Source organism: Anaerococcus kampingae (genome assembly GCF_046365475.1).
In the GTDB taxonomy this organism is placed as follows: Bacteria; Bacillota; Clostridia; order Tissierellales; family Peptoniphilaceae; genus Anaerococcus; species Anaerococcus kampingae.
This window is the reverse complement of sequence record NZ_JBGMEF010000021.1, coordinates 40999-56126: the sequence shown is the minus strand read 5'-3', so window position 1 is coordinate 56126 and position 15128 is coordinate 40999. Positions and strand designations below refer to the sequence as shown.

Here is a 15128-nt window from a genome sequence, read left to right as displayed (position 1 = left end):
TCTCACAGTATTTTTACGCCATTATTTTTATTTTGCAGCTCTACCATATTTTTATAAATCCCATTTAAAGCAATTAGTTCATTATGGGTTCCTTGTTCTACAATATTGCCTTCCTTGATTACAATAATATTATCGGCATCTCTAATAGTATTTAATCTATGAGCGATAACTAATAATGTTTTATTCTTTACCAATTCACTGATTGCTTCCTGTATATAGCTTTCATTATCCACATCAACACTTGCTGTTGCTTCGTCAAGAATTACAATAGGAGCATTTTTTAATATACAGCGAGCAATAGAAATTCTTTGTTTTTCACCACCAGATAGAGTTGCACCTCCCTCTCCGATCATTGTGTCAAATCCATCAGGAAGTGCCATAATAAAATTATAACATCTTGCTTTTTTGGCGGCTTCTATAACTTCTTCCTTAGTTGCATTTTCTTTTCCCATAGCAATATTATTAAAAATTGTATCTTGGAATAAATAAACTCTCTGGAAAACCATACTGATTTCTGACATCAATTCAGACAGTGAAACATCCTTTATATTCACTCCTCTAATCAAAATTTCTCCAGAGTCTACTTCCCAGAATCTTGCCAAAAGATTTGCCACTGTGGATTTCCCTCCACCGGACTGCCCAACTAAAGCCGTCATTGTATTCTTATTCATTTTGAAACTCATATCATGCAAGACCTCTTTTTCACCATAAGAAAATTTAACATGATTAAAACAAATTTCAGGTTCTGAGTTATCAGAATTTGAAATTTGTTTTTTGCCCACATCTTGCAGTTCAGTTTCATTTAACACTTCTTCAATGCGATCTAAAGCAGCGTTCATTACAGTAAGCCTTGTAGCTTCACCATAAAGTGTTTTTAAAGGGCTAAATAAGTCAAACACAAACAAAATAAGCCCCAACATATATGGAAGTCCCAAAGTTCCTTTACTATTAAGATATAAAGCCACTGCCAAAATAAATGTAATGCCAATCCCATAAATAATATTTAAACCGGTTGTCCATGGTGTTATTTTATTTTCAAATTTTATTGATGTGTTCTTCGAAGATACAAAATTATCTGTAAGAGATTTAGAATTTTCACCTAAAAGGTTGTAACTTTTAATAACACCAATCCCCTCAGCAAATGATAAAACTGCATCTGTTAGTTTTTCACTCTGTTCTTGTCTAATAGCCGCTTCCGATAAAGACATCTTATTCATTCTATTTGCAAGCAGTGTTGCAACCAGTGTTACACACACAGCAATCAGTCCAATTCTGTAATCTAAAACAAACATGAATACTGTTAGTACAAGTGTTGATAATACATAGCTCATCATATTGGCAATCGTACTCATGGAAACTTCTTCAATAAAAGCCATGTCCGAACTTAAAACAGAATTTATTTTTCCTAAATTACCTGCTGTAAAATATCCCATTGGAAGTTTTCTAAGATGATTCCCAAGTTCCATTCTTTTATCAGCAAAAATCATAAAGCCGGCTGCACTTTGTAATTTATCGCTTAAGAAGTGAACTACTGCTTGTAATAAAACCACTAAAACAAGTCCTACTCCTACATATAGAAAAGTTTTGGGGGTATTCGTTTTTTCATAAAATCCAATCAAAACGGTAAATGCAATAAATATAGGCATTTTACTTAATATAGATTCAATAAAGGCAAATATAAATGCGGACTTTATTCTGTTTTTGTATTTACCTGATAGATTTAAAATTCTTGAAATTAGTCTAAACATTCATTTCACCTTCTTTTCTACTGATTTTCCAATCTTTACTAAATAGTGTCGCATCCCATAATTTACGATATTCTACCGAAGATTCTAATAAATCTTTATGCTTTCCATTCGCAACTAAACGACCATGATCCATAACCAATATTTGATCCGCATCTACAATAGAGGGCAACTTATGTGCAATAACAATTAAGGTTTTGTCTTTTACAAGTTCACGAATAGCCGCTTCCATTTTTTCTTCATTTTCTGGATCTGCGTAAGCTGTTGCCTCATCAAGCACAACAATCGGAGCATTCTTCAAAATGGCTCTTGCTAATGATATTCTTTGCCTTTCTCCACCTGAAAGCATCTTTCCTGCTTCTCCAGCTAAAGAATAAATGCCATTCGGAAGTCTATTTAAGAACTCCATGCACTGGGCTTTTTTAGCTGCTTCTATAACCTCATCATCACTGGCATCTAAATTACCAATGCGAATATTTTCTAAAAGAGAGGTATTAAACAGATATTGGTCTTGTGCTACATAAGAAATTTGTTTGTTGAGTGATTCCAATCTTATGTCCTGTATATTTTGTCCACCAATACTTATGCTTCCATCTAAAACATCATAATAATGAATTAAAAGTTTAGCCAAAGTACTTTTTCCTGAACCGGATTCGCCAACAATCGCTGTCTTTTCGCCGGCTCTTGCCGTAAAACTAACATTATGAATAACATTCTTAATATAGGTTTCAGGCTGTCCATTTTCTCCCATCCTGCTTAACTGATAGCCAAAGGTAACATTGTCAAATAAAATAGTCTGTCCTGTTCCCTTAAAATCATTTTCTCCCTGTTTTAAAGGAGCCATATTTAAGGCTTGTTCTAAAGCAGAAATTTTATAATTTAACTGCGGCATAGTTGGTAAAAATCCGAGAGCTTTCAGTAGTGGTAAGCCTATACTTAAAGAAAGGCATAATATTAATATTAAGTTAGAAAGGCTTGCATAGCCCATATATACAAAGTAGCCACCAAGCGGCAATGTTAAAATAATTGTGCATGGAAGTAAGGCACTGTATAACGCCATCCATGGCCATGCCGTCTTATACCAAGCAAGTGCATAATCTCTGTAATTACTGATATCTTTAGAAAGGCGTTCATAAGACTCTGTTTGCTTATTAAATACTTTTACAACTTCCATACCGTTTACATACTCAATAATGGTATTATTCATTTTTCCACTTGCCATATAATATGGACCCATTTGTTTCATACCTACAGAGTACATAATCATCATTGCGAGAACGCTAATCGGAATAGAAGCTAATGACATTAAAGCTAATCTCCAGTCAATAAAAAACATTGAAACATAAACCATAATAGGTACAATTAGGTTCGCTATTCCTTCAGGAAGCGAATGAGCTAAAAGCACTTCTAAACTACCAATATCATCCACGAACATTTTTTTGATTGTACCCGTCCCTTTTTCTTCAACAACACCCAATGGAAGGGCTTCCATTTTTTTCTGTAAAGATGTTCGAAGTCCAAGTAACGTGTTGTATGCTGCTTTATGTGAGACATTAAGACCTACTCCACCTAAGACAGCTTGTAATACTAAACAAACTAAAATGCTTATCAATAAAAAAACAATTCTTTCAAATTCCAATTGTTTACCTAAAACAAGTGGATTGATGATTTGATATACAAATAGAAAGGGTAACACACCCATAATTACACTAATAAGCATAATAAAACTTGCTAAGTGAATTGATTTTTTATGCGTACCAGCATATTCGAAAACCTTATTTAACATAGTTTATCTCCTTCCATAAAATTTTTTTATCCATAAAATCCATGATCAACTCTTCATTTCCTTTTACAGATATTTTTTTATAATCCTTATCACCGAGCATTAAGACGGAATGACAGGTTTTAAATAACAGCTCTAAGTCATGAGTAATTATTATAATTGGAATCTCCTTTGCTTTTTCTTTCATTAATTCGGACATGATTTTCATACTTTTATAATCAAGCCCTGATGTTGGTTCATCCAAAATTATTAGCTTACGGCCTGATAAAAATGAAGTGATAATTGCTAATCGTTGTTTTTGTCCCCCGGATAATTTCTGTGGATGATTGGTTTTCTTATTCCACAAATCTGTATCTTTTAAGTAGTTACGGATTTCTTCTAAATCACTTTCCGAGTTTTTATCTTTACAAAATATCAATTCATTTTCTACGGTGTCTAAAAAAATCTGAGCATCTACATCCTGTAATACACAGTATGAGTTTCTGAGCCTTTCCTTTTGTTTATGCCCATAGTTTACATCTAAATATTTTTCAGATAATCCGCATAATGCTTTTGCTAAAGTACTTTTCCCAATACCATTAGGACCAATAACTCCCATTATTTCGCTTTTCCCAAGCTCAAAAGTTAAACTTTTTATCAATGTTCTTTTCCCTTGATGGATACAAGCGTTATTTAGTTTTATGTAGCTTTCAGCTACAATCGGTTCTATTTCTGATACCAATTCTCTTTCATTAAGTGTTCTTAACTCAAGTTCCTTACACTTATCATTACTAAGACTCCCATTCGGAAAAATACCACATATTGTACAATCTTTTATATAAATCAACCTGCTAAAAATCTCTTTTAAATAATAGAGTCTATGTTCCGCTATAATTATTGTCTTCCCCATCGCTTTCAATCTGAGAAGTATTTCACTGAAGTGTTTTATACTATCGTAATCGAGGCTACTTGATGGCTCATCAAAAAAAATAATATCTGTATCATAGATAAGAGTTCCAGCTATAGCTACTTTTTGCCTTTCTCCTCCCGATAATTCAAAAATAGATTTTTTGCTAATATGGCTTATTCCTAATAAGTCCATTGCTTCTTCAACCTTTTCTTTTAATGTATCCCTGTCTAAGCCCAAATTTTCACCCACTAAAGCAATTTCATCTTCAACCACATCACAAAAAAATTGATCTTTAGGATTTTGAAATACATTGCCAATATATTTAGCTAACTCTCCCTTTTTATATGCCGTTATATCTTTCCCTAAAATCTTGATTTCTCCGTCCAAATCACCATCATAAAAGGATGGAATAAGCCCGTTTAGTAATCTTAAAAGTGTCGTTTTTCCGCATCCGGAAAGACCCGTTAAGACTACAATTTCGCCTTTCTTTACGGACATTTTTAAATTTTTTAATATCAAATCTTCTCCATAATGAAAAGATTTGATTTCTGCCTCTAAAATATTTTCCATAAACTCATCCCCAATAAAATCATCCCTCCGACTATCATTGCGATATCAATAAATGTAATTTTCACATCATGAAAACTTGTTTTTTCCCCATCGTATTCAATTCCCTTTGATATAATTGAACAAGTTAAGGTGTCGCTTATGTCTATACACTTATACATAAGAGGAACAAAATATAACTCAAATGTTTTAATTGGTTTGAAAATACTTGCTTTAAATCCTCTAATTTTCATGCCGTTGTTTATTTCCTTCATCCTAATAGAGATTTCTGGAATAAAACGAAAAAATACTGTGATTCCTATACCTATTCCACCTTCAACTCCAATTTTTCTAAATGCAGCAATTAGATGCGAGGAGCTATATGATGACAGAACTTTTCCCAATATGAAAAGTGGAGCAAATTTCAACACTATAAGTAGCATTGTATATATAGAGCCAATAAAAACATTTCCTAAATGCGGTTTTAGTAAATAAATAAGTCCCCATACTATAAGCAATGAACATATCGTTCTAAATGCTTTTTTGATAGAAAATAAAAATAATAACCCTAAAACAAAAATAAGGGAAAATAAGTATTGGGATTGTTCTCCTACCGTTAAAATAACTGAAAATAATAAAATCAACCCAACTATAGTAAGTGGGTTGATTTTATCTGATAGTAGGTATTTGTTTTTATTATTTTTTTTCATCTCTACAAAACACTTTTTTTCTTCCTATTGCTAAAAAATTTATTATAAATGTATGTCCCGAAATAAGCACCTATGACTGATGCTACAAGTGAAATCAGCAGACAAATCAATATGTTTCTAGGAGTGTAAAAATTATAAAGGAATGTTGCATAATCTTTTGTAAACATTTTTGGAAATTGCTTTGCAAGTCCTTCTACACCAAATACAAACATAAAATACATAGCATGTAAGGAATATATGAACATACCTGCTCCAAACGCAGTTCCAACCCTCATATTTTTATTCACATAATTTTCCTTTTTACCAATTACAAGCTCTGCTAAAATTCCTGCAATAGCACAAACAACAATTACTGGCCACATTCCCATGAGAACATAGAAAACACCCATCAATAGAAAATATAAAAATGCTGTACCTCTTTGTTGAACCTGTTTACACATAATAACAAAAACCGGTGCTACAATAATTGTTGGCAAGGCTGACGATAAATATAAACTTGGGAGCATTCCAAAGGATCCCGTCAAAAATCCTAATCCCATTGTCAAAATAAATCCAATAACTGAAAAAACAGCTATTTTTACAACACTTTTTAAATTCATAAGTTAATCCTCCTTAAAATTTTATTTATGTCTAATACATAGATATTAATTTTTAACTCCATACTCTCCACGACCAATATAACTAAGTTATATTTAAGTTAAAAATCAATTATAACTAAGTTATATTTAGCTAAAAATTATTTATAATCCTCGAATTTTTCTCCATCCTTCATTAAAGAACTGTGAAATCAAACTTGCATTTAATTTTACTTCTTCTTTATTTTGCGAATGAACTGCTACTTCTGATAAAGCATAAAAGTATGCATGATTCAGCAAGTGTATTCCTCTATTAGTTATTACATCATTGACATTATTTTCGCCATAAATCATACTTAGAATTTTAAAATGATTTTTGTCTTCTCTCTCAATGATACTATCTAAAAAGTTATTATGTTTTGTTCCATAAGAACCGAATATTAAAAGTTCAAACACATCTTTATGTTCAAAGAAATACAGTACCATTTCAATAGCACCTTGTGCTTTTGATTCCAAAACATTCTGAATAGCTTCTCTACTTATTGGGCTTTCTTTCTTATAAACATCAAAACTCTTGTCTTCATACATTGTATAATATATGTTTATTTGGTCTATTAGAGGTTCAACCAATTTACAGAAAAGATCTTCTTTATCTTCAAAATGTCCATAAAAAGCACCTGTTGTCACGCCCGCAGCTTTACATATTGCTCTTAGATTAGCTTTTTCAAATCCTTTTTCTTTGAAAATTTTTTTACCACAATCTAATATCTTTGAGTGAGTTACCTCATAATCTCCATTAGCCACTATTCACTACATTCTCCTTTCAAATATAACTTAGTTATATTATAACACGCCTTGCTTTTAATTTCAATGCTAATACATGTAAGTACTATACTTTTAATATAAATAATTTAATTCCTATATGCTATAATGTAATTATTTGATATCTGAACCCCTTTAATTCCAAATTTATGTAATTCATTAATAATACATTCATTATCTATATTTTCCCATTCCAATGTATATACTATCTGTCTTTGTAAAACTTTATCTCTATTAAGATTAATCAGAAACTTCCATTGAAACTTGTTTTTTTTAATGTGTTTTTTTTCTTTCATTATCAATTCATATTCATAATCTCCTACTCTCACATTCTCCAATACAGTTCCGTTCTTTATATAAAAATACTCTTTACTTAAATTACTTATAAGTATAGGGGCATCCTTTTCCAATTTTTCACCTAAATTTTTCCATAGAAATTCTCTTTCATACATATTAAAATGTCCTACTACCCCCATCAAAAAAACAGCGGATATATCTTTAGTAAATTCAATTTCAAATATATTAGTATCAATTACCGTTATATTATTTTTTTTAGCAATAACATTTTGTAATTTGGACATTAATGCAATTCTCATTTCTGGAGATTTTTCTATAGCATAAATCTTTTCACAATCAAACATTTCAGATATATATATTGATAAATTGCCCGTTCCTGCACCAATGTCAAATACTATACCTTTTTTCCTAACCAAAGGCATAATCTCATCAATAATTTTTTTATCTTGTTCCCACGAATTTCTACTTGTAATATCGTAAAACTCAACTTCTGACCCATACAAATTATATAATCCCCCTTTATTTTTGATATTTTTTCATTAAATTTTCGTGTATTTTTTTTGTATCTCCAACTTTATGATACTCCACTTGATTTGTGTATCCAATCTTCTTACATATGTCTGACCATAATCTTGATACAAAAATTTGTGATTGAACATTTGATAATTTACTATTTCTGTCCTGATTATTTAATTCAACTATTGCTCTTTTGACAGCATTAATCCATATCTCTTCGAATGTATTAAGAATACTTGGAGCAACACTACTTCCTATTACAGTTGCTGTAGGGATCTTTAAAGCTTCATTGTTACTATCAAAACTTAATAAATTATTTGAATCTCTTGGTAATTCTATAAAAGGCAACCATACAATAGGTCCATTAGTATTTATCAAACATAATCTTCCATTACTAAAAGTAGCCTCTATTCTATGGTATAAATGCATTGGATGATCTGCATCATATTTATCTACATTTCTATTAATTTTAAATGTAACCGGGGTCTTTCCTATTTCTGACACTAAAACAGTATCACATATTTTATCTTTAACATCTAAATTACGTAAGTCACTCACATCACCTAATACCCAAGATGATATTGAATTTAAACAGCAACTCAACATATCAATACCATCATACAAAACATTAATTGAACACTCTAATGACATATTAACAATATTACTTTGCTTTTTTAATTCAACAAGTATTTCTAAAAAATCCAGAAAGGGTTGCGTGTATCTATAGAATGGATTAATCATAAATCCATTATCTTTCGCCACTTTCAGGCATTCCAATATTTCTTTTTCATGAACTGGATGTTCTAATAAAACCGAAATACCCCTTTTTAACAAACTTTTAGCAACTTCAAAACCACGACCACCAGCACCAGAATTTGGAATTATAACACAAGCTAAATCCGCTATAATTCTATCATCATTAACATCTTTAAAATACGGTACTCCTAATTTATCCGCCAACACTTTAGTACGCTTACTACCACTACCTAAAATTCCAGATATATAGAAATCATCCATTTTATTTATTGCATTAAGATATATCTTACCAAATCCAGAACCACAGACTAAAACACTCGTTTTTCTCATCATAAAACCTCTTCTATATTTTATTGATTTGTTTTGAAACAATAGGTAATTTATTTAACAAGTCAAAAATTCCTTTATTATAAAACAAATCACAATATCTATTTATACCGACAACTTGTAAATCTCTTTCTAAAATTTCTTCTATTACAGTATATATTATATACGCTGTTATATAATCAGGATTTGGAGTAGAAAAAATAGCTGCTTTACTAAAGTAGTCTAATATACAATTTATATAAATTGAAACATTTACTGAATATCCTTTATTAACATATTCTAAATCTCTAAAATTAATATCTTTATAGCTATTCTCTCCCAAAGCCGTATATGAGTATATATCCTTTATTTTATATTTTCTTCCGATGTATTCGACTTCGTTAATTATATATGGAAATATTTTACAAATATTTAATTCAGATGGTGTATAATTTGGATATAATTGGTCTGAATACTGTAATTTACCTCCTTTTACATTCTTCATGAAATATCCATCAAAATTTTCATTTTTTGCTTTTATGAAATCTTTTTTTGAACTATTAGAGAAATTGTATTCTCCACCATGAATTATTTCAATTTTATCAGGAATATCACTCATTTTTTCAATAAAATTCATTAAAATCACTCCAAGTAATCCTGGAATAAATCCTGTGTTTAATATCACTTTGGCATCAGAGTTATCTTTAAAATGAAGTAACTTACATCCACTTGGATCAATATAATATATATTTTTCCTTAATGCAGCATAATACATAAATTCACTTAATTCTGATGATGGTCCTGCCGTTCCTACCAGTATTGAAATATCTCTACAAAACAAATCTAATTTTTCTTCATCTCTAATATCAAAAAAATAACCTTTTTCATTTTTAACATTTGAGTTCTCATTATATCCACATTTTACAATGTATCCTTTTTCTTGTAGTATCTGAATTAAAATGCTTCCAATTCTACCACTTGAACCTAAAATCCCTATTACTTTATCATTCATCTATCTCCTCCAATATTAAATTCAACAATTGTTCTGTATTGTCATAACATTTATAATCGCAGTCAATAAAGTTAGGGTTTCTATCTATAAATTCTATACTTTTTTTATGACAGATTACCATTCTCCCTAAATATGACTCATATATATTATCTAAATTGGGAGATATAGCTACAATCTTTTTAAAAGCCTTTCTATCTATAATTTTTTGACTCGCAAAGTTTAATATTTTATTGAATTCATTATCGAAAACCACTATAATTTTCTCTTTGCAATCATCTAATTCAACTAGATGCTTGAATGTTTTTACTTTTTTAAAATCAAATTTTGTTAATTTCAATTTTTCTACTATCTCAAAATATGACTCACAATTTATATCTCCAAAAATAACAACTTCACTTGTTTTAAAGTTTTCATTATTATAATTTTCTTCAGTATCATTCTGATTAAATTTTTTTCCGTTTTTTGCAGCTTTAATATAAAGGATAATTTTATCAATTGTTCCATCCGACAAGGATACACTTAATAATTCATCAAATTTAATATCATATTCTTCAGCATATAATTCCATTATCTTTCCAGCGGCTTGAGATAACATTAATGAATCAAATCCTAATTTTCTTAAATCATCACCCAAGTTCAAACTCTCTATAGCTCCAACATCTTTATATATTTTTACTATTGTCCTAGAAAAACTATCACTTATATTGTTTGTTTTTATTTCTTTATCTAATATATAATTGTATATATCTTGTAAATTACATTCAGATAAAGATATTTTTAATAATTCATTAAACTTAATGTCATAAGTATCTCCATATAAATTAATTATCTCACCTGCTGCCTGAGACAATAACAACGAATCAAATCCAATCTCCCTTAAATTATCCTTCTCTGTTAAACTATCTACTTCCCCTATATCCATATATATTTTTAATATTGATTTAAACATACGGTTTTCTTTATCGTTAGACTTATTCTCATTTTCAAAACCATGTTTAAAGGATGAATTTTGTGTTTCCATATAGATATCTACTAATCTTTTTCTATCAATTTTTCCATTTTCTGTTAAAGGTAACGTATCTACACATATAAATTCACTTGGAATCATATACTGAGGCAACTTATCCCCTAAAAACTCTTTATAAGTCTGTTTTTTATTATCATTTTTTCTCATCACAAATATTTTTTGTCCAAAATTTGAATAAAAATTATTTGAATTTCTATCTGGAATAGATAGTATTAAATCTAAATTACAAGATTTGATACTTTCTTCCCATTCCTCTTCAGAGAAAAAAATGTTACCACTTTTTGCTCTGCTGTCGGTATGCTTTGGCATCATAAATGCCTGTGAAATGTCTATTTCTATATGTTCACCTACTGGATCTGCAATTATAATAATGCCACTATCTGACAGCATCTCTTTTAAAATAGTAAGTGAGTTGTCGATGTTAATAACATTATTCAATACTCCAACTGCAACTATAACATCAAACTTATTGCTGTTTATCTTCTCATCTACATTATTTAAATCAAAAATTTCAGTATTTATATATGGATATTTTTGTTTTATATTATTCAAAAAAAATGTCGAAACATCTGTAAATAGATATTCATAGTGTGTATATTTATTTTTTGCAAATTTACTAAGTATGAAGTCAGTTGTGGCTCCTATACCCCCACCTACCTCTAATATATTTGCGTAGCTAGTATCTTTCAAATGCAAATATATTACATCTGATATTATGTTGTTAATATATTTAGAAATAATAGTTTGTTTATAAAGATCTTCCGCAATATCTGTGTTTCCGCCTGGGAATAAATTCACTAGCGGATTCATTTTTCCTGACAACAACTCACAGAAATTATCTGCATGTTTTTTTATATAGTTAGTAACCGATTTCGGAGCAACGATGTTATAGTCTTTACATAACTGATTCCATAAATCATTACTCACAATCCTATTACTATCTACAAAAGTATCTTCTATTTTTTTTATATAATTATGTTGCTCTAAATATAGCAGCATTTTATCTAATATTGGCTGATTTTCTTTAGTTACACTGGTTTTGTTTACTATTGACCAATATTTTTCTAATTTAACTGAAAAAATTTCATGCTTCTTCAAATTATCATATACTGATTTTAATATTGCATCAGTTAAGCATCTATTAAAATCTTCCATATTAATATTTTTATTGTTATAAATAATTTTATATAAATCCAAATGCTTTTTTATTGAATTCTTTTCTATAATAAAAGCTATAATTTTATTATCTATCTTTAACACAGAGCAATTTTCCACTGTATTAGACTTTAAAAGTTCACTTTCTATTTCAGATATCTCTATCCTATATCCGTTTATTTTTATTTGATTATCCATGCGACCTAGAAATTCAATTTCGCCAGTTTTTTGATATCTCCCTAAATCACCAGTTAAATAATAACGCCAGTTTCGATCACTATCATAAATAAATTTTTCCTTTGTTATAGCTTCATCATTCAAATAACCTTCTGCTAGAGAGTATCCTGCGATTGCTATTTGACCAACAGAATATATCTCACACTCATTTAAATGTTTATCAATAACAACAACAGATTGTCCATCTAAAGGTTTCCCATATAGTATTGAAGGTAATTCTCTAACCTTAGGATTTATTTCATGATATATAGACCATATCCCTCCCTCGGTTGCTCCTCCTAAACTGAATATCTTACTATTAGGAAAAATTTTAATTAAATTTTCAGGTAATTTTGCTTTAATAACATCTCCAGATAAAAGACTAAATCTTAGGGAAGGAAAAACAACTCTTTCTCTACAAAAATATTCCAATAACTCTACCTGTGCGGGCACTGAATTCCACAACGTAATCTCATATCTTTTTATTAATTCATTCCAATGAGATGGATCATTTTTCCTATCAGAATCTGGGATAACAATCATACCACCTGCCCCTAACAATGAAAAAATATTAAAAACAGATAAATCAAACGAAGCTTCTGAAATAGCCAATATCCTATCCTTAGAGGTAAGTTTGATTAAATTATTTACAGCAGCAAGTGTATTTAATACAGCATTATGTGTCATTATAACACCTTTAGGAGTTCCTGTCGTTCCAGAAGTAAAAATCACGTACGCAATATCTGAAATATATTTTTTTTCAATAATGTCAAATGAATCACATTTTTTTAATGCTTCATTAATTCTGTCTTCATCCAATACAAAATTCACTTTAGCTTTATTCAATATTTTTAGTTGTCTTTCATATGGCTGGCTAATATCAATTGGTAAGTAGGAAAAACCGCTCATTAATATTCCTAGAATACCAACTATTTGATTATAATTTTTATCTATTTTAATCCCTATATATGGAACTTCAGCACTTGAACAATTATTAATAATATAATCTGATACCTTCAGAGCATCATAATAAAGTTTTTGATATGTATACTCTTTACCTCTGTATACTATAGCTATTCTGTCTGGATGTTTTATTGATTGTTCAATAAATCTATCTTGTATACGTCCCTTGATAGAAACATCTTTGTGGTTATTATAAAATTTTTCAAACGAAACTATATTTTTTCCTAAATTATTTTCCCATGAAAATGAATTTCCAGCAACTTCTGTAAGAAATCTTTCAAAACGCAAAAACATAGTATCAATTAGATCGTCATCAAAAATCCCTTCCCTTACATCCCAATTGATAGATAATGCTCTATCGGGATTCAATCCACTAACATCTTCGACTATTTGACAATCTACCCATACTTGAGGAGTCTTTGTTATTCCATACTTAATATTCAGACTTCTACTATCGTTCTGCAAAACACCTGTAAACACAAAGGGGGATATAAAATCTCTATTATTAGTTAATTTTTTTATATCACTAATAACATCGATACCAGAATAGTTCCTATGATCTAAATCATCTATTAACTGTTCAAAAATAGACCTAGAATACTCCAAAAAGCTTTTTGTTTGTTCAAAATCTACTTCAAGTATATTTACATCTGTAAATTCTCCTACAATATTTTTACTATCTAGTACCGGTATTCTATTTTGTATCGGTATGTTTAATAAAAATTTTTTGTTCTCACTCCATAAACTAATAATATAAGAATATGCGGAAAGAACAACAGATGAAAACGTTAAACCATATTTAACAGACTTTCTTTTTAATGATTCTAAGCAGGAACTATTTAAATAAAAAGTATAACGTTTGAACTCATTTCCTACACTCGTTTTTGGAGATAATCTTCCACTCCTCGGTAGTCTAGGATATGATGGGAAATTATTTATTCTATCATTCCAATATTTTTTATCTTCTAATATTCTATTATCATTATACTCACTAACTAAATCTAAATAATCAAAGAAATCTCCTTGTTTTTTATCCAATAATGCACCAGATAATAAAGCTTTTAGCTCTTTAAATAAAATTTGTACACTCCCAAAATCTACAAATAATAAATTTATAGATAAATGCAATATATTAAATTTTTTTGTTTTTACTACAATTCCTTTGAAAGATTTATTAAAAACTTTATAATCTGTATTTTTGAGTTCTTCACGTATAATAGATAGTCTATTCTTAATATCATGGTCTGTAGAATTAGAAAGATCAATCACCTCTATGTTATCAACATAATCGCAACCATTTATTATACATCTACCATTAAAAATGCTTGCTCGTAACATCTCATGCCTACTAACTAAAATTTTCCATGAATTTAGTAGTTTGTCAGTATCACAGTCTTCTAAAAATATTTCTAAATACCCTTGGCAATCTACACCTCCCCATTTTATATCATTTTGAGAGCCTATATAATAAGAATGCTGCATCGGTGTAAGATTATGCACCTTAATATTTTTACTATTGTCATCTATAACCTTTTTCATTAGATTTCACCTTCAAAAATAACATCGTCATTTAATTCTATCTCGTCTAAACATTTTTCTACAAAGTCTATTGGTGTAACAAATAAAAACACGGATTTTAGTTTTATATTTATAGCATATCTTTGATTTAATATCGAGATAAACTTTGTTGCATTAAGACTGTCTAAACCTCTTTCTAATAAGTTATCGTCTTTATTGATATCTTCATTTAAAATTTCGCACCAAATATCACAAACTATTTTCAATTTTATATCTTTCTTACTTTTCATAA

Annotated in this window: 11 protein-coding genes; all 11 read right to left on the bottom strand. The window is 29.4% G+C overall.

Annotated elements, in window-relative coordinates:
* Positions 1–2: 2 nt before the first annotated feature.
* The gene (locus ACCQ42_RS06610) at positions 3–1748 is read right to left on the bottom strand and encodes an ABC transporter ATP-binding protein (RefSeq protein ID WP_249239714.1); all 1746 of its coding nucleotides are present in this window, start codon (positions 1746–1748) and stop codon (positions 3–5) included.
* A complete protein-coding gene (locus ACCQ42_RS06605) occupies positions 1741–3531 on the bottom strand; it encodes an ABC transporter ATP-binding protein (protein WP_094206117.1) in 1791 nt (596 codons plus the stop codon). The genes ACCQ42_RS06610 and ACCQ42_RS06605 overlap by 8 nt, the downstream gene beginning before the upstream one ends.
* Entirely contained in the window at positions 3521–4987 is a 1467-nt protein-coding gene (locus ACCQ42_RS06600; protein WP_094206118.1) for an ABC transporter ATP-binding protein, read from the bottom strand. Before ACCQ42_RS06600 ends, ACCQ42_RS06605 begins: the two co-directional genes overlap by 11 nt.
* The gene (locus ACCQ42_RS06595) at positions 4972–5673 is read right to left on the bottom strand and encodes an energy-coupling factor transporter transmembrane component T family protein (RefSeq protein WP_410035718.1); all 702 of its coding nucleotides are present in this window, start codon (positions 5671–5673) and stop codon (positions 4972–4974) included. The genes ACCQ42_RS06600 and ACCQ42_RS06595 overlap by 16 nt, the downstream gene beginning before the upstream one ends.
* Positions 5674–5675: 2 nt before the next feature.
* Positions 5676–6272, bottom strand: coding sequence for an MptD family putative ECF transporter S component (locus ACCQ42_RS06590; protein ID WP_073998348.1), 597 nt, complete (start codon positions 6270–6272; stop codon positions 5676–5678).
* A gap of 141 nt (positions 6273–6413) precedes the next feature.
* Positions 6414–7052: a TetR family transcriptional regulator gene (locus tag ACCQ42_RS06585; protein ID WP_174124519.1), complete on the bottom strand. Its 639-nt coding sequence runs from the start codon at positions 7050–7052 to the stop codon at positions 6414–6416.
* 107 nt (positions 7053–7159) lie between these two features.
* Positions 7160–7870, bottom strand: a complete 711-nt coding sequence (locus ACCQ42_RS06580) for a class I SAM-dependent methyltransferase (protein ID WP_073998350.1) — start codon at positions 7868–7870, stop codon at positions 7160–7162.
* A 16-nt stretch (positions 7871–7886) separates the two neighbouring features.
* Positions 7887–8972 carry a Gfo/Idh/MocA family oxidoreductase gene (locus ACCQ42_RS06575; RefSeq protein WP_410035717.1) on the bottom strand — a complete coding sequence of 362 codons (1086 nt, stop codon included), beginning with the start codon at positions 8970–8972 and terminating at the stop codon, positions 7887–7889.
* Between the two features lie 10 nt (positions 8973–8982).
* A complete protein-coding gene (locus ACCQ42_RS06570; protein ID WP_094206121.1) occupies positions 8983–9957 on the bottom strand; it encodes a Rossmann-fold NAD(P)-binding domain-containing protein in 975 nt (324 codons plus the stop codon).
* Entirely contained in the window at positions 9950–14857 is a 4908-nt protein-coding gene (locus tag ACCQ42_RS06565) for an AMP-binding protein (RefSeq protein WP_094206122.1), read from the bottom strand. Before ACCQ42_RS06565 ends, ACCQ42_RS06570 begins: the two co-directional genes overlap by 8 nt.
* Positions 14857–15126 (bottom strand): acyl carrier protein, encoded by a 270-nt coding sequence (locus ACCQ42_RS06560; RefSeq protein WP_073998353.1) that lies wholly within the window; start codon positions 15124–15126, stop codon positions 14857–14859. The genes ACCQ42_RS06565 and ACCQ42_RS06560 overlap by 1 nt, the downstream gene beginning before the upstream one ends.
* Positions 15127–15128: the final 2 nt, after the last annotated feature.